At 65.5% G+C, this 17,118-nt stretch carries 19 protein-coding genes; 9 read left to right on the plus strand and 10 right to left on the minus strand.

Annotated elements, in window-relative coordinates:
• Positions 1-45: 45 nt before the first annotated feature.
• A complete protein-coding gene (locus DFJ65_RS17015) occupies positions 46-465 on the plus strand; it encodes a DUF4913 domain-containing protein (protein WP_170144169.1) in 420 nt (139 codons plus the stop codon).
• Positions 462-2,318 (plus strand): hypothetical protein, encoded by a 1,857-nt coding sequence (locus DFJ65_RS17020; protein ID WP_115924549.1) that lies wholly within the window; start codon positions 462-464, stop codon positions 2,316-2,318. Before DFJ65_RS17015 ends, DFJ65_RS17020 begins: the two co-directional genes overlap by 4 nt.
• Positions 2,319-2,710: 392 nt before the next feature.
• Here the strand turns inward: DFJ65_RS17020 and DFJ65_RS17025 are convergent, their stop codons facing one another.
• Positions 2,711-4,021, minus strand: a complete 1,311-nt coding sequence (locus tag DFJ65_RS17025) for an ISL3 family transposase (protein ID WP_115924551.1) — start codon at positions 4,019-4,021, stop codon at positions 2,711-2,713.
• Here DFJ65_RS17025 and DFJ65_RS17030 point away from each other — a divergent pair.
• On the plus strand, positions 4,020-4,619 hold the full coding sequence (locus DFJ65_RS17030) for a DUF305 domain-containing protein (protein WP_115924553.1): 600 nt from the start codon (positions 4,020-4,022) through the stop codon (positions 4,617-4,619). The genes DFJ65_RS17025 and DFJ65_RS17030 overlap by 2 nt on opposite strands.
• Before the next feature lie 233 nt (positions 4,620-4,852).
• On the opposite strand, the gene DFJ65_RS17035 is transcribed toward DFJ65_RS17030, so the two are convergent.
• From DFJ65_RS17035 to DFJ65_RS17045, 3 genes are read right to left on the minus strand one after another with little or no spacing between them, the layout of a single operon-like run.
• Positions 4,853-5,761 (minus strand): cation diffusion facilitator family transporter, encoded by a 909-nt coding sequence (locus DFJ65_RS17035; protein ID WP_115924555.1) that lies wholly within the window; start codon positions 5,759-5,761, stop codon positions 4,853-4,855.
• Positions 5,761-6,513 (minus strand): cation diffusion facilitator family transporter, encoded by a 753-nt coding sequence (locus DFJ65_RS17040; RefSeq protein ID WP_115924557.1) that lies wholly within the window; start codon positions 6,511-6,513, stop codon positions 5,761-5,763. Before DFJ65_RS17040 ends, DFJ65_RS17035 begins: the two co-directional genes overlap by 1 nt.
• Positions 6,510-6,893, minus strand: coding sequence for an ArsR/SmtB family transcription factor (locus DFJ65_RS17045; protein WP_115924559.1), 384 nt, complete (start codon positions 6,891-6,893; stop codon positions 6,510-6,512). The genes DFJ65_RS17040 and DFJ65_RS17045 overlap by 4 nt, the downstream gene beginning before the upstream one ends.
• A 112-nt stretch (positions 6,894-7,005) precedes the next feature.
• Here DFJ65_RS17045 and DFJ65_RS17050 point away from each other — a divergent pair, with 112 nt between their 5' ends.
• Both DFJ65_RS17050 and DFJ65_RS17055 read left to right on the plus strand, forming a co-directional pair.
• Positions 7,006-7,671, plus strand: a complete 666-nt coding sequence (locus DFJ65_RS17050; RefSeq protein ID WP_115924561.1) for a DsbA family protein — start codon at positions 7,006-7,008, stop codon at positions 7,669-7,671.
• Positions 7,655-8,272: a vitamin K epoxide reductase family protein gene (locus DFJ65_RS17055; RefSeq protein ID WP_115924563.1), complete on the plus strand. Its 618-nt coding sequence runs from the start codon at positions 7,655-7,657 to the stop codon at positions 8,270-8,272. The genes DFJ65_RS17050 and DFJ65_RS17055 overlap by 17 nt, the downstream gene beginning before the upstream one ends.
• A 25-nt stretch (positions 8,273-8,297) precedes the next feature.
• On the opposite strand, the gene DFJ65_RS17060 is transcribed toward DFJ65_RS17055, so the two are convergent.
• The 5 genes from DFJ65_RS17060 to mobC all read right to left on the minus strand — a co-directional run bounded on the left by DFJ65_RS17060 (position 8,298) and on the right by mobC (position 12,549).
• Entirely contained in the window at positions 8,298-8,609 is a 312-nt protein-coding gene (locus DFJ65_RS17060; RefSeq protein WP_115924565.1) for a hypothetical protein, read from the minus strand.
• A 300-nt stretch (positions 8,610-8,909) separates the two neighbouring features.
• The gene (locus DFJ65_RS17065; protein WP_168990319.1) at positions 8,910-9,518 is read right to left on the minus strand and encodes a DUF4158 domain-containing protein; all 609 of its coding nucleotides are present in this window, start codon (positions 9,516-9,518) and stop codon (positions 8,910-8,912) included.
• A 315-nt stretch (positions 9,519-9,833) separates the two neighbouring features.
• On the minus strand, positions 9,834-10,334 hold the full coding sequence (locus DFJ65_RS17070) for a P-loop nucleotide/nucleoside kinase family protein (RefSeq protein ID WP_115924569.1): 501 nt from the start codon (positions 10,332-10,334) through the stop codon (positions 9,834-9,836).
• Between the two features lie 227 nt (positions 10,335-10,561).
• Complete coding sequence (locus tag DFJ65_RS17075) at positions 10,562-12,247, minus strand: relaxase/mobilization nuclease domain-containing protein (protein ID WP_115924571.1); 1,686 nt, start codon at positions 12,245-12,247, stop codon at positions 10,562-10,564.
• On the minus strand, positions 12,244-12,549 hold the full coding sequence (mobC, locus tag DFJ65_RS17080) for a plasmid mobilization relaxosome protein MobC (protein ID WP_147301456.1): 306 nt from the start codon (positions 12,547-12,549) through the stop codon (positions 12,244-12,246). Before mobC ends, DFJ65_RS17075 begins: the two co-directional genes overlap by 4 nt.
• Before the next feature lie 385 nt (positions 12,550-12,934).
• On the opposite strand from mobC, the gene DFJ65_RS17250 reads away from it, so the two are divergent.
• The 4 genes from DFJ65_RS17250 to DFJ65_RS17095 are packed head-to-tail and all read left to right on the plus strand — an operon-like array spanning position 12,935 to position 16,101.
• Positions 12,935-13,222 (plus strand): hypothetical protein, encoded by a 288-nt coding sequence (locus tag DFJ65_RS17250; RefSeq protein WP_147301457.1) that lies wholly within the window; start codon positions 12,935-12,937, stop codon positions 13,220-13,222.
• Entirely contained in the window at positions 13,219-13,815 is a 597-nt protein-coding gene (locus DFJ65_RS17085) for a hypothetical protein (RefSeq protein WP_115924575.1), read from the plus strand. The genes DFJ65_RS17250 and DFJ65_RS17085 overlap by 4 nt, the downstream gene beginning before the upstream one ends.
• 49 nt (positions 13,816-13,864) lie before the next feature.
• A complete protein-coding gene (locus DFJ65_RS17090) occupies positions 13,865-14,977 on the plus strand; it encodes an adenine-specific methyltransferase EcoRI family protein (RefSeq protein WP_115924577.1) in 1,113 nt (370 codons plus the stop codon).
• Entirely contained in the window at positions 14,974-16,101 is a 1,128-nt protein-coding gene (locus DFJ65_RS17095; RefSeq protein ID WP_115924579.1) for an HNH endonuclease family protein, read from the plus strand. Before DFJ65_RS17090 ends, DFJ65_RS17095 begins: the two co-directional genes overlap by 4 nt.
• A gap of 137 nt (positions 16,102-16,238) precedes the next feature.
• Here the strand turns inward: DFJ65_RS17095 and DFJ65_RS17100 are convergent, their stop codons facing one another.
• Positions 16,239-16,874, minus strand: a complete 636-nt coding sequence (locus DFJ65_RS17100; RefSeq protein WP_115924581.1) for a recombinase family protein — start codon at positions 16,872-16,874, stop codon at positions 16,239-16,241.
• Positions 16,875-17,118 lie beyond the last annotated feature (244 nt).

A 17,118-nucleotide genomic window follows, 5' to 3' on the forward strand; every position in this document is an offset into this window, starting at 1 on the left:
AACTCAGGTGGGGTGTCCGGTTCGTTTGGTGGGCAACCCGATTCGGTGCCTACCGACGACGACGCGCAGGAGCCGGTACGGCTGCGGTTCGCGTCGCTACCGTTGTTCGTGGAGTCCTACGTCCTTCCCAACTGGCGACACCCCACCAACGGGATCGCGTGGTGCGGACGGTGGTGGGAGCACGCCGAAGCGATCACCCGCCTGTCAGCGTGCTGGGAAGCGTTCGAGGTGATGCGGCGCGAACCAGCACCGGCGCTGTCGGTGTGGTGGCGCGATCACCTGGACGTGCACATGGCCGCCCTGACCCGTGAGAGCGGACCGTTCAAACAGTGCGACGCGGAACGCGGCATGCACCGGCAACAGCCGATCTGGAGCAACGTCCAGCCGCCGGCTGGGTTGTTCCCGGTCGATGACGACGCAGAGATCGGCGGCCGCCCCGCGGCCCAGACGAAGGAGACACGATGAGTGATGAGATCGGGCAGGAATTCGACCGGGTGCTGCGCACCGCCCTCATGGGACTGGGACAGTTGGGGGAGCGGGTCGCGCGCCGCCAGGCCGAACGGGAACGCGAGCAAGCCACCCGTTTGAACCAGGCGCAGCACGAAGCACGGCAACGCGAGCAGGACGCACGTCAACGACGTCAAGACACCGAACGCGCCCAAGAGCGGATCGGGCGCGAACAGCAGCGGCACCTGCAGACCGCTGACCGGGTCTGGTTGGACGAGCGAGACGCGGCCCGGATGGTGTACCGGCCCTTCACCCAACCGGCGACGCTCGAGCGGGCAACACCGGAGCAGGCCTCGAAAGCGTGGGAGCAGGCACGTTTCTGGTCAGAGCAGGACCCGTTCGCTCGTGAGTCCGCACGGGTTATCAGGGAGGCGATCTTGGCCAAGCACGGTCAGGAACCCTCGAAGATCCTGACCCGGGCAGCCGCCGCACACGCTGCGGGCCCAACCTCCTCTTCAGCTGTCGCTGAGGTGACCGACGAGCGAGTGCACCGTGCGGTGGAATGGGCTGAAAGAGACGCCCCGCTGTACTACACCCGTCACGTTGACGATCGGCTCCTCGCGGCCGATGGGACGCTGAACCTCGCCGTCGCCGGCCAACTGGTTAACGATCATGATGAGTGGGCCCGGGCCGGGGAGCTGAGCCACGAAACAGCGGTTCGTGAGTGGGCTCGGCACCTGGGCCGCGCCGAGTTGGACCCACCCGCCGGGGAACACCCCACCGCCGCGCAACTACGTGAACTCGAAAAGACGTGGAAGATCAAGTCCGCGCCGGTCGCGAAGTTGACCGTGGGTAAGGCTCAAGAATTCGCGGCCGAGCACGCACCGCCGTACTACCGCCGGCACGTCGACGAGCGGCTGCACGGGTCAGACGCAAGAACAGAACTCCTGGCAGACATGACCGCGCTACGCGACCACGGCGCGATCCCCTTGCGCAGCAGACACGAAGAGTGGGCGCGCTGGTCAGGGGAGAACCTGGCCGGCCTCGACGACGCGGAACGGACAGCCCGCCTGGAGGAAGCATGGGCGGCCGGCGTCGACGAACGCGGAGCCCTCGAACTCGAACAACTCCGCCAGGCGCAGGAGATCTCCGGGGTCTCGGAGAGGACCGCGACCATGGACGAACAGCTGCGTGCCGCGTACGCGAAACACCTCGACCCCGAAGTGGCTCGGGAGATCTCGCAAGAGGACTTGGCCCGGTCCTGGCAGGCCGCGAGCATTCCCGCGACCAGCAACCCCGGCGACCAGGCCGCAGCCGAGCAGCTGCATCGCCAGTTCGTTGCACGGTTCGGCACTGACCCCGGCCAGTGGGCCAGTGAGCAACAGAACGCGGCACCCGGCCGAGGTCGGGACTGGTTGCTCGTCGACGTGCTGGCCGACCAGGCAGCCGAGTACGGCGACCGGATCGACGCGGCAAACGCCCGCGCTGCGGCGCGAGCCGGTGAGGCCGACGCGACCCACACCGACCCAGAGATCGCAGCACGGGGAGAGCACCGATCCGACGTCGAACGCCGCACGGCTTACGCCGAAGAAGCAACGGCCGAACTGTGGCACAACGACGAACAACGAGCCCAAGAGCAGGGCGCGCAGGGTGAGGACATCGCCTACGACCGCGCCAATGAATCCGACCTGAGAGCCGAAGGGGTCACACCCGACGCACGCGAAGCAGTCGTCGACTCCTCCCACGGGTTCTCCGCGCCTACAGCGACCATGGTCGCCAAAGCTGGCCGCACACCCAAGAACCGCAAAGCACGCAAGACCGCGACGGCGCGTACAGCAGAGCGAAGCGCAGACCGCAGCCGGGGACGCTGAACCGCACACCACCATCCACAGAGAAGGCCGGGCCCCGCAGACCAGCGGGGCCCGGCTTTCTCTGGGTGATGTCGACGAGCGGCCGATAATAAAAGTGAGGGTCATTCGGTTCTCTCCGGGTCCGTCAGAGCCGGAAATAAGTTCCCCAAGAAGGAAAAACAGTCATGGTACAAACCGTCCGTAAACCGGGGCAAGCTCCGAGCGGGCCGGATGTGCACTGGGGTTTCGTGAATATTTGCTATGACACCCAGGTGTATCCACGAGGGCATCATTGCTAGCGCGTTGGGGTGTCGGTAAGGAACGTGTCACCAGGGGCGCTCGGGGGTCTGGTGGGGTCGCGCTCGGGCGGCAGCGGGCCGGGTGACACCAGTGCAGAGGCGGGCTTTGCCGGCTCATCCCAATCGAGGGTGTAGTTGGGGTCTGAAGCCGCCGGCTTCGAGCAGACTCCTCGCGATGTAGTGGGTCAGATTCCGGAAGCCGAGGGCGCTGCCGCGTAGGTGCTCGAGGCGGCCATTGATGGCCTCGGTGGGGCCGTTGCTCGTGCCGGGCCGGTCGAAGAACGCGAGCACGTCGGCCGCGCGCTTGACCAGGGTTCTTCCCAGCGTGGTGACCTCGACCAACGGTTTCGGCACGCCGGTACTGATCGAGTTGATCAGCTTGGTCATGAGCGTCTTCCCGGTAGCCCTGTCGGGGTGCCGGTACGCAGCGATCATCCGTTGATAGATGCCCCAGGTGCACTCGACCTGAACGTGCTCCTCGACCGCGAACAGTGCGGTGAGACGTTGATGTTGCCGGTCGGTGAGCAAGTCCGCGCCGGTGTGCAAGGTGCGCCGTGCCCGGTACAGCGGATCCGTGGCGCGGCCACGGTGGCCGTGGAGTTCTTGTTGGACGCGACGGCGACACCGGTCGAGGGCGTCGCCGGCGAGGCGGACGACGTGGAAGGGGTCCATCACCGTGGCCGCGGCCGGGATCTCCTCAGACGCTGCGGTTTTGAACCCGGTGAACCCATCCATCGCGACGACCTCCACAGCGTCACGCCACTGGGCGGGCCGCTCGGTGAGCCAGGTCTTGAAGACCTGCTTGGACCGCCCGGGAACCATGTCCAACAACCGTGCTGGACCGCTGCCGTCCCGGATCGGGGTCAGGTCGATGATCACGGTGACGTATTTGTCGCCGCGGCGGGTGTGTCGCCACACGTGCTCATCCACCCCGATCGTGGTGACACCCTCGAACCGGCCCGGGTCATTGATCAAGACACGGTGACCCTCGGCCAGGACGGCGTCGTTGGCGGTGTCCCATGCAACGGCGAGGGCTTCAGCGACACGAGCGATCGTGAGGTGCTGACACACGATCGCGGTCAACGCCCACCGCACCGCCCGGCGCGACAGGCGTGCCCGTGGTTCGGCCGCCGCGGAGCAGTCCTGCCGCCACACATGCCCACATTCGCTGCATCGGTACCGGCGCAGAGTGACCGCCAACGTGGTGGGTCGCCACCCCAACGGTTCGTGCGCCAGCCACCGCACGACGCTGTCACGTGGAGCGCCTTCACACCCGCACCGGTGGCACCACGCATCGTCGTCGACGACGCGGCACGCCAACACGGCCCGCTCGGGTTCAACGCGTTGCCCCGTCACGACCAGGCCGAGCTCATCCAAGCGACAGAAGGTCGTCAGGTCAGGGGTAGTGAAGGTAGCGTCGTGCATGTCGAGGTCTTCCAGATGGACAGCGTCAGAACTTCCATCATCGGGAGACCTCGACCCTCACCCGACCAACGACGCGCTACCAATCCCTACACCCTCGATTGGGAAGAGCCGCTTTGCCAGGGACATGCAGACCCATCATCGCCAAGCAGTCGAGATGGCCTTCATCATCCGGGACAAGACCACCAACTCAACGATCCGCACCATCGCCTACGACATCATTACCACCCAGCAGCAGCAGGCCGGGCAGATGTACGGCTGGCTGGCCCAGTGGCGGCTGCACCAGACCGGATCTGAACCGCCAATGGCGTGGATGGGCAGCGGGCACCACATGGGGTCGCCTGCCAGTACGGGTAGCACGATGCCGGGGATGGCGACCCCGGCTCAGCTGGCACAGCTACGCGCAGCGACCGGGCCGGCGGCAGATCGACTGTTCCTGACCCTGATGATCGCCCATCACCGTGGCGGGATCGGCATGGCCCGGGCCATCCAGCCGATGACGGAGAACCCTGCGGTCGATACCTTGGCTGGCGCGATCGAGACCTCGCAGGAGGCGGAGATCACCCAGATGACCCGGCTGCGCGGAACGCTGCCGACCTAGCTCGCGCGCGTCGTTGCCCGTGCTTCTGCGCCAGGTCACGGGTTTGTGCTCGTGCTGCGGTCCGGAGGCCGGTCAGGTGGAGTGCTCGACGCAGAAGTGGCCGCGTAGTCAGGCTTGGATCTGGTCGCAGCCAGGGTGCGTTTCCGTTCATTGAAGCAAGGAGTCCTCCACGATGCGCGGCCGCCTCGTTCGCTGATCGACACTGATGGCGGGATGGGATGCGCGTTGACGACCTACCAAGACATTTCGGCGCATCCGCGGGCTGCGGCCCCTGATTCGATTTGCAGGGTGGCGTGCTCGATCTGGGCGTGTCCGCGCAGAACTTTTCGGGCTGCGGTCAGGACGGTGTTGGCGTCGGTGTTGGGTTCGGCGACCAGGTGGGCGGTGGCCACGTTCATCCCAGAGGTCAGGGTCCATAGGTGCAGGTCGTGCACCTGGAGGACGCCGGGCACCGCACGCAGTTGCGCATCGATGGCTTCGGGGTCCACGCCGGCGGGGGCGTGCTGCCCTAGCACGGCCAGCACCTCCCGGCCAAGCATGATCGCGCGGACAGCGACGAACACCGCGATCGCGAGAGCGACGATGGTGTCCCACCACGGGCTTCCGGTGCGGGCGACCAGGATCCCGGCGACGATGACCCCGACGGATCCCACGGTGTCAGCAACCACTTCAAGGTAGGCGCCCTTGACGTTCAGGCTCTCGGCCGCGCCACCGCGCAGCAGCACCATGGCGATCACGTTTACCAGGAGGCCTATACCGCCGACGATGAGCATGGGTCCGGTGTCGACCTCGACGGTTTCGCCGATCCGGCTGACCGCCTCGACCGTCACGTAGACGGCGGCGCCCAGCATGAGCAGGACGGTGAGGCCGGAGGCGAAGACCTCTGCTCGGTAGGAGCCGAATGTACGTCGGCCGGTCGTGTCCGGGCGGCTGGCGATCCTGGTCGCGGTGAGCGCCGCGCCGAGGGCAACCACGTCGGCGGCCATGTGCCCGGCGTCAGAGAGAAGCGCCAGGGACCCCGACCACAGGCCGAAGCAGAGCTCGACGACGAAGTAGGAAGCGACCAGCGTGAACGCGACGCCCAGGCGCCACCGATGACGGCCGCCAGCGTGCTCGGTGCCGTGGGAGTGATCGTCGCCCATCAGCGAGCCCCCATCCCGGTTGACACGGTCGACTCAGGCTCGCAGCAGGCGTCCGTGCATCCGGGACCGCAGGTACACGAGCCATCCTCCGTGTCGGCTTCATTCAGGGGAAGCGGCGTGCAGGAGCAGGCATCGCCTCGCCATGCCTGCAGTCCCTCCCGGACCGCCACGGCTGCGATGACCAGGCCTGCGATCGGGTCGGCCCACCACCAGCCCCACCAGGCGTTGACGAGGAGGCCGGCCAGGAGCACCGCCGACAGATAGGTGCACAGCAGGGTCTGCTTGGAGTCGGCCACCACCGACCCCGAGGCCAGTGCGCGTCCGGTGCGCCGCTGCGCCCAGGACAGGAATGGCATGACGGCCAGCGAGACGGCACCGAGGATCACACCGATCGAGGATGGGTCCGGTTCGGTTGACCCCAGAAGGGTGCGGGCAGCATCGAGGGAGACGTAGATGGCCAGGGCGAAGAATGCGATGGCCATCAGCCGCAGCGCTAACCGTTCACGCGACTCGGGCACCGCGTGACGGAACTGCCACAAGATGATCAGACCCGAGGAGACCTCGACCAGGGAGTCCAGCCCGAAACCCACCAGCGCCGCGGAGTTCGCGGCCCGACCTGCTGCGATGGCAATGATGGCCTCGAGCAGGTTGTAGGCGACGGTCGCGCCCGCGAGCAGCTGGGCACGCAGGCTGAGGCGACGCCTGGCCTCCGGGCTCAGCGCGATGCGGCCGATGAGCGGGACACCGGTCATGACTGTGCTCCTACCCCGGATGTCGGGCACAAGACCACGGCGTCGCCGGTCGCGGCCAGGAGTTCTTCAGCCGCGGCGAACACTCGGGCCACAGCGCCCGGATGAGCGAGTGAGAACACCGAGGCCCGACCCACGGGCCGAGACGCCACCAAGCCGCAGTCGCGCAGGCATGCCAGGTGCTTGGACACCGTCGACTGCGCTAAACCCAGGTGCGCAGTCAGCTCCACGACCTTGTGCTCACCCAGCAGCAGGTGCTGCAAGATCGCGACCCTCGATGGATCACCCATTCCATGGAACAGGCACGCGGCCGCGACCGCAGCAGTCGTCTCGTCCACGGGATCCTCAACCGCCAGTGCATCACGTGTCGTTGTTATCGCCATATGGCGATGTTAACGTTCTTCTCGTGATCGTCAACCGCCGGTGGAACCTGAGCGCCGCCCGCGGCGTTGGCCCGGTCAAGCCCAACCCGCCATCAGCCCTGGAGCCTCTCACGTGACCCGCCGCAACTCGCTCATCTCTGCCGTCCTGATCGCGGCATTCGTCGTGGTCCTTGGGGTCGTCCTCCTGGCCTCTCGCGACAGCGGCGCCGATGCCGCAGAACCGGGCAAGACGTCCTCCTCGTCCTCGCGCCTAGTACGCGACAACAGTCACCGGCTGGGTTCCCCAGCACTGGACGGCAAGGTCACGTTGGTGGAGTTTCTCGATTTCGAGTGCGAGTCGTGCCGCGCGGCGTACCCCGTGGTCGAAGACCTGCGCAAGCAGTACGCCGGCAAGGTCACCTTCGTGCTGCGCTACTACCCGATCCCGAGCCACAAGAACGCGATGAACGCAGCGATCGCGGTCGAGGCCGCGGCGCAGCAGGGAAAGCTTGAGCCGATGTACAAGAAGATGTATGAGACGCAGTCGCAGTGGGGCGAGAAGCAGGTCTCCCAGGCCCCGGCGTTCCGCGGCTTCGCTCAGCAGCTCGGACTCGACCTGACCGCTTACGACAAGGCGGTCAAGGACCCCGCCACCAAGGCGCGGGTCGAGCTGGACCGCGGCGACGGCCAGTACCTCGGGGTCCAGGGCACACCCACGTTCTTCCTCAACGGCAAACAGCTGAACCCGACCTCCCTCGACGACTTCCGCGCCAGCATCGATGATGCTGTCAAGAACTGACCCAGCCGCAGGCGAGACCGGGGCCGACCCGGGCGGGCGACATGCACCTGGCCGATCGACCGCGTGGTCGCTTTTGGTCGCGGGACTGATCGGGTTGGTCGCGTCCGCGACCCTGCTCATCGAGAAGGTCGAGCTGCTGAAGGACCCTGGCTACACGCCGACGTGCAGCATCAACCCGGTCCTGAGCTGCGGGTCCATCATGAAGACCTGGCAAGCCGAGCTGTTGGGCTTCCCGAACCCGGTCATCGGAGTGGTCGGATTCGCCGTGGTGACCACGACCGGGGCGTCGCTGCTGGCCGGCGCCGTGCTGCGCGGCTGGTACTGGTGGGGCCTGCTGATCGGCGCGGCCGCGGGCGTGCTGCTGGTGCACTGGTTGATCTTGCAGTCCCTGTACCGCATCGGCGCGTTGTGCCCTTACTGCATGGTGGTGTGGGTCGTCACGATGACGATCTTCGTGGCCGCCGTGACCTCCTTGCGGCGGGCACTCCGCGTGCCACCCTCGATCATCCAGTACGCGCCGAGCCTGCTCGTGGCATGGACTCTGGTGGTCGCGGCGTTGATCGCCGTGCGCTTCTGGGATTACTGGAGCACGCTGGTGTAACCCGACCACCTCCGGGTCGGGGCAGTCATGCGCGTGCTGTGACCAGCCACGCAGCGCCGTCAAGGTAGACGCCGTCCTCACGCTGATGCGGCCGGAGCGCAGCAGCGACGGCAGCCCAGCCCGCTGCTGCTTGCTCCCTGCTGGCTTTCGCGAACAAGACGCTGCCGAAATCCGAGCGCTGCAGGAAGTCGACCGCGTCCGGGATGTCCTGGCCTTGAAACTCCGGACAGACCAAGGACTCGAGCTGGACATCGGCGAAGCCAGCGTTGGCGATCGCGAACAGGATGTTCTCCTTGCCCGTCACCTTCTTGAACGCGTTCACCAGCTCTTGGGTCACCCGGCCGGTCCGCGCGGGCGTTGATCCGGTGCACCGTGGAGATCAACAGGTCAACCAAGGTGTCGGTGATCTCCCGCTCCCGGGTATGCAGCAACACCGCCAACAACGTCAGCCGCAGACCGGTCGGGTGCGCCCGCAGATGTGACGGCGATTCCACCGCGGCCCGAGAACGCCATGCTGCCAACACCTTTGGCGCGACATCGGCGAACAGGCCTGGCGGCAGGTCGACCGCTCGGACGGCGCGCAGCTTGCGGATCTCGGTCAGCATCGTCTCCAGCGACACGTTCCCTGGCACCGACTTCACCAACGCCAGCACCGACTCATCCGCTGCCGCGCCGTCCTCGACTTCCACATCGACCGAGACCAGCTCCTCCAACCGTGCGCCGCCGTTGAGGCGGGTAGCCGGGCCGCGATCCGGGACGACAACGTGGCTTCGCCCTGATGCAGCGCCGAGCGGACCATCCGGTCAATCCGACCGTCGGTGGGCGGCTCGACCTGCTCCTGCCGGCAACGACCGAGCAGTTGCTCACGCACCCGGTCCGGGGACCGTTCTGTCTCGCACACCTCGGTGGCCAGCCAGGACGTCAGCTTGTCGGCGTCCTCAACTGAGCACTCTCGAAAGCCCAGATGGCTGCGGATCTGCGCACGGTGGTACTTGATCGACCGGCCCGACCACTCGTAACGCGTGAGTTCAGAGGCCGGCACCTTCACCTGGTCCGCGACGAACCTGACCGCCTCGGGCGGCAGCACGTCCTCGCGCTCCGGAAAGTGGCCGTGGTGGATGTAGAACTTCAGCAGCAGAACGAATCCGAGCCTGGTCGCGCCTCGCTTGCCCGCGACCAACTCAAGCTCGTCATCCAGCAACGTCCAGTGCTCCACCAGCTCATCGAGCTCAAGCGTCCGATCCACGATCGGAGATGCTTCCGCACCTGAGGGGGCGACGGAGCCGGTTTGCCCCTGATGACACGTTCCTTACCGGCACCCCGCGTTGCGGGGGTGGCTACGCTCGCGGCGAGTGGCCGCAGGGTCGAAGGCTCTCGAGCGCCTCCCCCACCACGCCACCCATCTCCACCCCCCTCCGCCCTTGTCGAATCTCATTGGAGATGCCCCCGCTGCGAACAGCGGCAGATGCGGAGTTCTGCCTCGGCCTGGCCTTGCAACCAGACAGGCGAAATCGGTGCGGCCTCCAACCCATCCCGAAGAGGGGGTACTGGTGGCTTTGCCTCAAGCGATCCACAACCTCCGCGCCGCTTCGACCTGCGCCTCGCGGGACAAGCCGGCCACCGGAAGCTCGTGATCCACCTTCAAGGACGCCGCCTGCTGGTGGTGAAGTTCATCGAATTCGACGTCCGTCAGGAACACCGGACGCTGCGTGGCACGACGGCGGGCTTCTTCCAGACCCAGGGCTAGGCGGATGACCCTGAGGCTGGGCAGGAGTTCGCGATAGAGCGCCAGCGTTGTCGAATTGACCACGTCAGCGATGGTCACGTTGATCCCTGCAGCGAGGAAGTTCGTCGCGAGGTTTGCGGCGTTCCGGACCCCGAGCTGTTGTTGGGCCGTCCCCTCGGGACCGTCCCATGGTGCGGCGCCGCCGTTCTTGACCAGCTGGCGGATGTCGTCCACGTCGATGAACGCGGTACGTACGGTCGTTGCGGCCAGCGCGAGCGCAGTGCTGCTCTTGCCAGCGGCGGGACCTCCGGTGAGAAGCAACGGTGCGAGAGTCATGGGAAGCACGGTGCGACGTTTGGGCGGTTGTTAGCGCAGGAGCCGGATTGGCCGGCCGCGAGGACGCGGCTTGAGGCGATCATCGGTTCACCGCTGCCCTCGGAGCAGGCAGTCGAGACGAGCACGTCCCCAGAGTCCTGGAAACAGAACCTGAAGCGGTCGAAATACTCGGTCGCTGACCGGATCTACCTGCTGACCGGGCCGTTTCCGCCGCCCGATCCGGCCATCTAACGCTCGTGGCCACGTCGGAGGTCCGTGCTTGGACCGTGGCGGCCGGGCAAGCCCGGTCGTTCGCCCAGGTCGATACCGCGGTGCGGCAGCTGCACCGGGACCCCGGTCTGGCGGGTGGAGTCGCGGACCGCAGGGTCCCTCGTGGCTGGCGGCGTGACCAGGGCGTCGGCATTGGCGGGGACATCGGTGTACGGATCCAGGTGGGCCGCTACAAGTTCATTGTTGCGCGTGGCATCGAGCAGTTCGCCTCGCGCCACCTGGGCGTCATGCACCGCGCGCATGGTGCGTTGCATCTGCTTCATGACCGCGTACCAGCCCCGGGTGGAGTTGGTCGACGACGCGCGCAGCGCAAGGTTGAAATGCACCAGCGCGAGCCCGGCACTGCTGGTGCGTGGTTGCAGGCTGCCGTGACCATAGCTGCGGTGCCGTGGCTGCTGTGGCTCGAACGAGACCCGCGCGGCTTCGTCGGAGACGGTGCCGAGCTGGGAACCCGTTTCGCGGTCGGGGTGATGAATCGCCGCCAACGCGAGCAGGCTCGCGGCCGTTGCCGCGTGTGATCGCCACTGGTCGACGTCGTGCGGGTCGGTCTGCCGCACATCGGATTCCCAATCGGCCAAATGATGGCTTGCCTGCTCCAACTCCGCCGGCGCGTCCACAGGTTCAGGATCGGTGACGGGAGCCTCGTCCCGCCACAACGCCAACGCTTGAGCCCGCGACTCAGAGGTCTCGTTCATCTCCCACAACGACCGGCGCAACGAGGTGAGGGTGAGGTCCGGTGCGAGTTTCGAGGCCGCGATCCGGACCGAGTCCTGATCGGCGAAACGCACGCTGTACCCGGTGACCTTCTCCCGCCCACCGGGTGCCCACCGGGGCACGATCTCCAGGTCCTGGTTCGCGAGGTTGTTCAACCATTCGGCCTCGGTCCGAGAGCCCATCGCGATGCCACGAACGACCCGTTGCAAGTGCACCCGGTCCGGGTCGATCGGACCGCGCCCGGATAGTTCTCGTTCCTCCGCGCGACGCAACTCAGCCTGGGAATAAGCGCTGAAACCGGGCTGCCGTTCACTCTCGACGGCAGGTTGCTCGTAGGTGGGGGAGAGGAAGGCGGAGAACTCCTGCTCGAGCTCTCGCCCGATGCGGTCGGCGGCGAGCTTGGACTTGTGTTCCGATGCCCAACTGCCGTCGTTGCGAACAAGGTTCACCATCACGTGAACGTGATCGTTTCCCTTCGCGGACAGACCGTGACGAACCGCGACCCACGACGATCCGTGGCCGTTCTCGTCGACGAATCCCATGCGCTTCACGTACTCGTGAGCAAGGGTGTGCCATTGCTCGTCGGTCAGCTTCTCGTGGTCGGGAGGCAGTGCCATTGACGCGTGGAACATGTGCGTCCGACCGGTCGCTTCAACGCCGTCGCGGTGCAGATGGGCGCGGCTGATTCCACCTTGTGAAGCCCCCGCTAGGGCCAGCTGCTCCACATAGTTCTCGCGCCACGCGCCCTCGACGACGCGCCCAAGAATGGTCGCCTCTTTGAGAGACAACTCGCCAGCCCATTCGAGCTCGAGGCCGGGCGAACCAGCCACCAAGTGCGGATTGGAGTGCTCGTTCGCCTTGCCGGCCCCGTACAGGTAGCGGGTCAGGCCCGCAGCATCAGAGCCGGACTTCAAGACGCTGATCCTCACGCCTTGCGCTCCGACTCCGGCAGCTGCTCGATGACCTTCGTGATCCGATCAGCAACTCGAGACAAGTGATCCACGGTCGCGAGCAGCTCAGCCTCGGCCTCCAACCGCTCGGTTGCGTTCGCGACCCGCGCGAGCTGATTCAAGTTGTTGCTGTCGATCGACAGCAACCGGCGAACGCCGTACAGCTCGTCATGGATGCGAGCAAGCTTCGCCGCGGCGACAACACCACCGGTGTTCAACGCCCGCTCGTACAACCGCGGAACCGAAATACGTTGTGCGGCAGCCAACGCCTGCACCCGCACCCACTCCTCCTCGGAATGGCGAATGACCGTACGGAAGTCACGGGCACCCGCGGCAGAGTTCGACCGGCGACGACCGCGGAACAACTTGGCGGGACGCGACGACGGATCAGGCGACTCGGAGCCCTGGTCGGCCACGGCGATCCCTCCCGCCAATCTCGGCGACGAGCGGCTGCGCCGCCGTCGAAAACTACCGCTTGTGCTTGTCAGTCTCTCACAGTCGATCCGCCAGGCGAAGCCCAAGGAGCGACTTAAGGCACCTAAACCTCCGACTTGCTCCCGCCGACGGCGGTCGCGCTTCCGCGCTAATGCCCCTGCCGGGAGCCAGCAGCCCCGAGGGGGCGGTCTATCCCGCGATGACAGGCCCTGCCCGACGTACGATGAGTGCATGAGCGAGATCACAGACAAGGCGCAGCAGCTGCTCAACGGACGACTGGAAAGCATCCGCGTGCTCGAGGAACAGTCAGCGAGGGTACGCGAAGTGCGCGATCTTCTCGCGGCAGCCGAGCGCGCCGAGGGGGAAGCCTGGAGCGCAGCAGCCGGCGCCGGCTGGACACCGGCGGAGCTCAAACGTCTGGGCTTTTCACAGCCACCAAGTCGGCGAGGTGGACGTCGCCCGGTGAGTCGGCGAACTGACCTAAGTGCGGCGCCCACGACACACCAGGAGGAGAGGTGAGCATCCAGGAGAACTACGCGGACCAGGTGTCGTTGCAGGTCCGCTTCCGGGCGGGACTAGGCGCCGTGGACGAAGATGAGTCATGGGACCTTGTGTTCCATCCGGAGTCATCCTGGAATGAGCAAGAGTTCACCGCGCGACTGAGAGAGATCTCAGCCGAGATTGGCGGAGGGTGCTGTGGTTCACGTTTCCAGCTCGACACGAGACGATCGGAGATCGTCTGGGGTCCTTCAGCGGCCGTCACTGCTCTCGTCCTGACCCTTGCAGCTGAAGGCTTGAAGGCGGGGATTGGGGCCACACTGAAGCCCGTTGCCCGGACAGCCATCGCGAGGATGAGTGAAGGTCGGGCTCCCCTTGAGGGGATGCTGAGCTTAGATGAGTCCACCGCTTGCTCGTTCGCGATGAGTGCCGTCGATCGCCGGCTGGGCGACCGTCAGACGAAGCTGTCCGTCGTCAAGGTGGCCTCACCGAAAGACGGTAGTTTTGAAGTGGTGCTGGAGGCCGACGGGGACGGGGTCAGGTTCACGGTGCAAGTCGAAATGGTCGATGGCGTCGTACCTCTCTGTCGGATCGTGAGCGCAGCAACCGACTGAGGCAAACGGAGTGCAGGCTGAACTGCGGCCTAGAGAAGATTGGACACCGATGGCAGGCAACGTGACCCTCAGCGCTCGGAACAACAACTCCGCCGATGAGTTCTACACCCAGCTCTCCGATATTGAGGCGGAGCTCAGGCACTACCGGTCCCAGTTCGAGGGCAAGATCGTGTTCTGCAACTGCGACGACCCGTTCGAGAGCAACTTCTTCAAGTACTTCGCGATGAACTTCACGCACCTCGGGCTGAAAAAGCTCATCGCCACGTCCTACGCAGGCTCACCCATCACCGGACAGCAACTGCCGCTGTTCGATGTGGCCGGGCTCTCCGAGAGCCGCCCGCCGCGCGACGTGTTCAAGGTCGAGATCACCCACGTCCCAGACCTCAACGGCGATGGTGCGATCGACATGCTCGATGTCGAGGAGCTGCTGCGGCACGACGCCAACGTCATCACCCCACTGGAGGGTGACGGGAGCTTCGACAGTCCCGAGTCGCTCGCGCTCCTCGACGAAGCCGACGTGGTGGTTACCAACCCACCCTGGAGCCTCATCAGGACCTTCATCCCACTTCTGATCGAGCACGACAAGAAGTTCCTGGTGTTGGGCGACCAGAACTTCATCACCTACCGGGAGGTATTCGCTCAGATCGCAGCCAACAGGCTGTGGTTCGGCTACAACAACGGTGGGACCAAGTGGTTCCGCGTACCGGACGACTACGAGATCAAGACTGAGTCGCGCAAGAAAGTTGTTGACGGTATCAAGTACTTCTCGATGGGGCGCGCCTACTGGTTCACGAACCTGGACACCGCTAGGCGCCACGAACCACTGACGCTCTACAGGCGCTACACGCCCGAGGAGTACCCGACCTACACGAACTACCCTGCGATCGAGGTCGGCAAAGTGTCCGAGATCCCTGAGAATTACGACGGCGAGATGGGCGTCCCGATCACCTTCTTGGATAAGTACAACCCCGACCAGTTCGAGCTCGTCGGCCAGAGCATCGACCTCGCGGAGCCGATGTCGAAGTATGCCGCCAAGGAGGACTACGCGAAGAACGGCAAAGCAGTCGGCGGGACCGGTAAGTTCTTTGTCCCGGTTGGGGGCGGCAAGCACGAAGGGGTCTACCAACGTGTTGTCATCAAGAGGATCGGAGCCAGGGGATGAAGATTGACCTTCACCGCATCCCAATCCGTGAGGTCGTGAAGGGCTACTCCGATGACGGCGAGGGTGGCGTGCGCGGCTATGACGACAAGCTCAACATTCGCCCGCCATACCAACGCGAGTTCGTCTATGACGACAAGAAGCGCGAGGCGGTCATCCAGACCATCCTCAAGAGGTTCCCCCTGAACGTCATGTACTGGGCAGTCAACGGCGACGGCACGTTCGAGGTGCTCGACGGCCAGCAACGCACGATCTCACTGTGCCAGTACGTTGCCGGTGATTTCTCGGTGCAGATCGACGGCCGACCTATGGCCTTCCACAATCTGACACCGCCACAGAAGGACGCCATCCTGAACTACGAGTTGATGGTCTACTTCTGCGAGGGCGACGACAAGGAGCGCCTGGACTGGTTCGAGACGATCAACATCGCCGGGGAGAAGCTCACCGACCAGGAGCTCCGCAACGCGGTCTACACCGGTCCGTGGCTGAGCCATGCGAAGTCGATCTTCTCCAAGACAAACGGCCCGGCTTACGGGCTGGCCTCGAAGTACGTCGCGGGCTCCCCTACTCGACAGGAGCTGCTAGAGAAGGCGCTGAAGTGGAAATCGGGCGGCAAGGTCGCCGAGTACATGTCGCTTCACCAGCACGACCAGAACGCCAATGAGCTGTGGTCGTACTTCCGGGCGGTTGTGCAGTGGGTGCAGGACACCTTCACCACGTATCGGAGAGAGATGAAGTCGGTCGAGTGGGGGCCGCTGTACGACCAGTACCACCGCCAGCAGTTCGACACGGCAGAACTGGAGCGCCGGACCGTCGAACTCATCAAGGACCCGGATGTCACCAAGAATCGCGGCATCTACACGTACCTGCTCACCGGCGACCCGCGCCACCTGAGCATCCGGCAGTTCGACGCCCGCGAGAGACAGGCCGCTTATGAGCGGCAGGATCATCGCTGCGCCAACGGGGCCCACTGCAAGACACTCGGGAACGACCAGGGCCAGATGACGTTCACCATCGAACAGATGGAGGGCGACCACATCACGCCGTGGAGCAAGGGCGGAAAGACGACCGCCGAGAACTGCCAGATGCTCTGCATCCCGTGCAATCGGGACAAGCGCGGCCAGTGAGGCAGTGCGACGGCGCTGGAGACAACCCCCTTGCACAACTTGTCGGACTCAACCTCGGACCGCGTTGGCCACTTTTCGTGATGACGCAAGGATTGCCCCAGAGCGTGGCCTCGCAGGAATGATCGGTCGCCAATCGGCTACAGAGGCAGTTCAACTTCCTGCGCACCAGTCAGCTCTGGCCTAGGACGAGGCGTGCTCGCGTAGGCCCCTATCCCGGCGATTGCGTCGTGGAGCACGCGCCGGGAGCAACCGAGGTCGCGTGCGATCTTCGCTTTGGGTTCGCCGGCGACGGCCATCTTGCGGGCGAGCTGCACCTGGTCGTCGTCGAGCTTGCGGGCTCGACCTTTGTACGCCCCGCGCTGCTTGGCCAGCTCGATTCCTTCGCGTTGCCGCTCCCGGATCAAGGACCGCTCGAGTTCGGCGACCGCGCCGATGAGTTGGCGCTGGAAGGTCGCGAACGGATCGTCTGATCCGGGAGCGAACGTCAGCCGCTCTTTCACGAACTCGATCGTCACGCCGCGGCCGGTGAGTTCGTCGACGAGCTGCTCCAGGTCGACGAGGGATCGCGCGAGCCGATCCATCGAGGAGACGCGGAGAGTGTCCCCGCGGCGGAGGTGTCGCACCGCGTCGGCTAGGCCGGCGCGGTCCTGTCGGCTGCCGCCGGACACGTGGTCGGTGAACAGCTCTTCGACGTCGCCGATCGCGGCGAGCTGGCGATCGAGGTTCTGTGATGTGGACGAGACGCGGACGTACCCAACGATTTGACCCGGCATGTCTAGACCCTAGATGCAGACTGTGCATTTAGGGAGAGTTGGACCCTAGATGCACGCTCTTGGCGCGATCTCGGCGCGTGCATCTAGGGTGTACCCAATCGGGGCGCCCTCAGGCGGTCGACCTCAACGTGGGCGCCTTCACCGAACTCACCGCGGCGATCGCTGCGCGGATGGCCGTTCGAGGCACTGGCGCGATCGTGAACATCGCCAGCACGGGCGCGTACGCGCCGACGCCGGTCCTCGC

Origin of the sequence: Calidifontibacter indicus (genome assembly GCF_003386865.1) — a bacterium.
Lineage (GTDB): Bacteria > Actinomycetota > Actinomycetes > Actinomycetales > Dermatophilaceae > Yimella > Yimella indica.

Excerpts from the sequence above, each read along its gene's own strand:
- DFJ65_RS17020 (WP_115924549.1), top strand. The coding sequence starts at position 462 with ATGAGTGATGAGATCGGGCAGGAATTCGACCGGGTGCTGCGCACCGCC.
- DFJ65_RS17030 (WP_115924553.1), top strand. The coding sequence starts at position 4,020 with ATGTCGAGGTCTTCCAGATGGACAGCGTCAGAACTTCCATCATCGGGA.
- DFJ65_RS17025 (WP_115924551.1), bottom strand. The coding sequence starts at position 4,021 with ATGCACGACGCTACCTTCACTACCCCTGACCTGACGACCTTCTGTCGC.
- DFJ65_RS17035 (WP_115924555.1), bottom strand. The coding sequence starts at position 5,761 with ATGGGCGACGATCACTCCCACGGCACCGAGCACGCTGGCGGCCGTCAT.
- DFJ65_RS17040 (WP_115924557.1), bottom strand. The coding sequence starts at position 6,513 with ATGACCGGTGTCCCGCTCATCGGCCGCATCGCGCTGAGCCCGGAGGCC.
- DFJ65_RS17045 (WP_115924559.1), bottom strand. The coding sequence starts at position 6,893 with ATGGCGATAACAACGACACGTGATGCACTGGCGGTTGAGGATCCCGTG.
- DFJ65_RS17055 (WP_115924563.1), top strand. The coding sequence starts at position 7,655 with ATGCTGTCAAGAACTGACCCAGCCGCAGGCGAGACCGGGGCCGACCCG.
- DFJ65_RS17070 (WP_115924569.1), bottom strand. The coding sequence starts at position 10,334 with ATGACTCTCGCACCGTTGCTTCTCACCGGAGGTCCCGCCGCTGGCAAG.
- DFJ65_RS17250 (WP_147301457.1), top strand. The coding sequence starts at position 12,935 with ATGAGCGAGATCACAGACAAGGCGCAGCAGCTGCTCAACGGACGACTG.
- DFJ65_RS17090 (WP_115924577.1), top strand. The coding sequence starts at position 13,865 with ATGGCAGGCAACGTGACCCTCAGCGCTCGGAACAACAACTCCGCCGAT.
- DFJ65_RS17095 (WP_115924579.1), top strand. The coding sequence starts at position 14,974 with ATGAAGATTGACCTTCACCGCATCCCAATCCGTGAGGTCGTGAAGGGC.
- DFJ65_RS17100 (WP_115924581.1), bottom strand. The coding sequence starts at position 16,874 with ATGCCGGGTCAAATCGTTGGGTACGTCCGCGTCTCGTCCACATCACAG.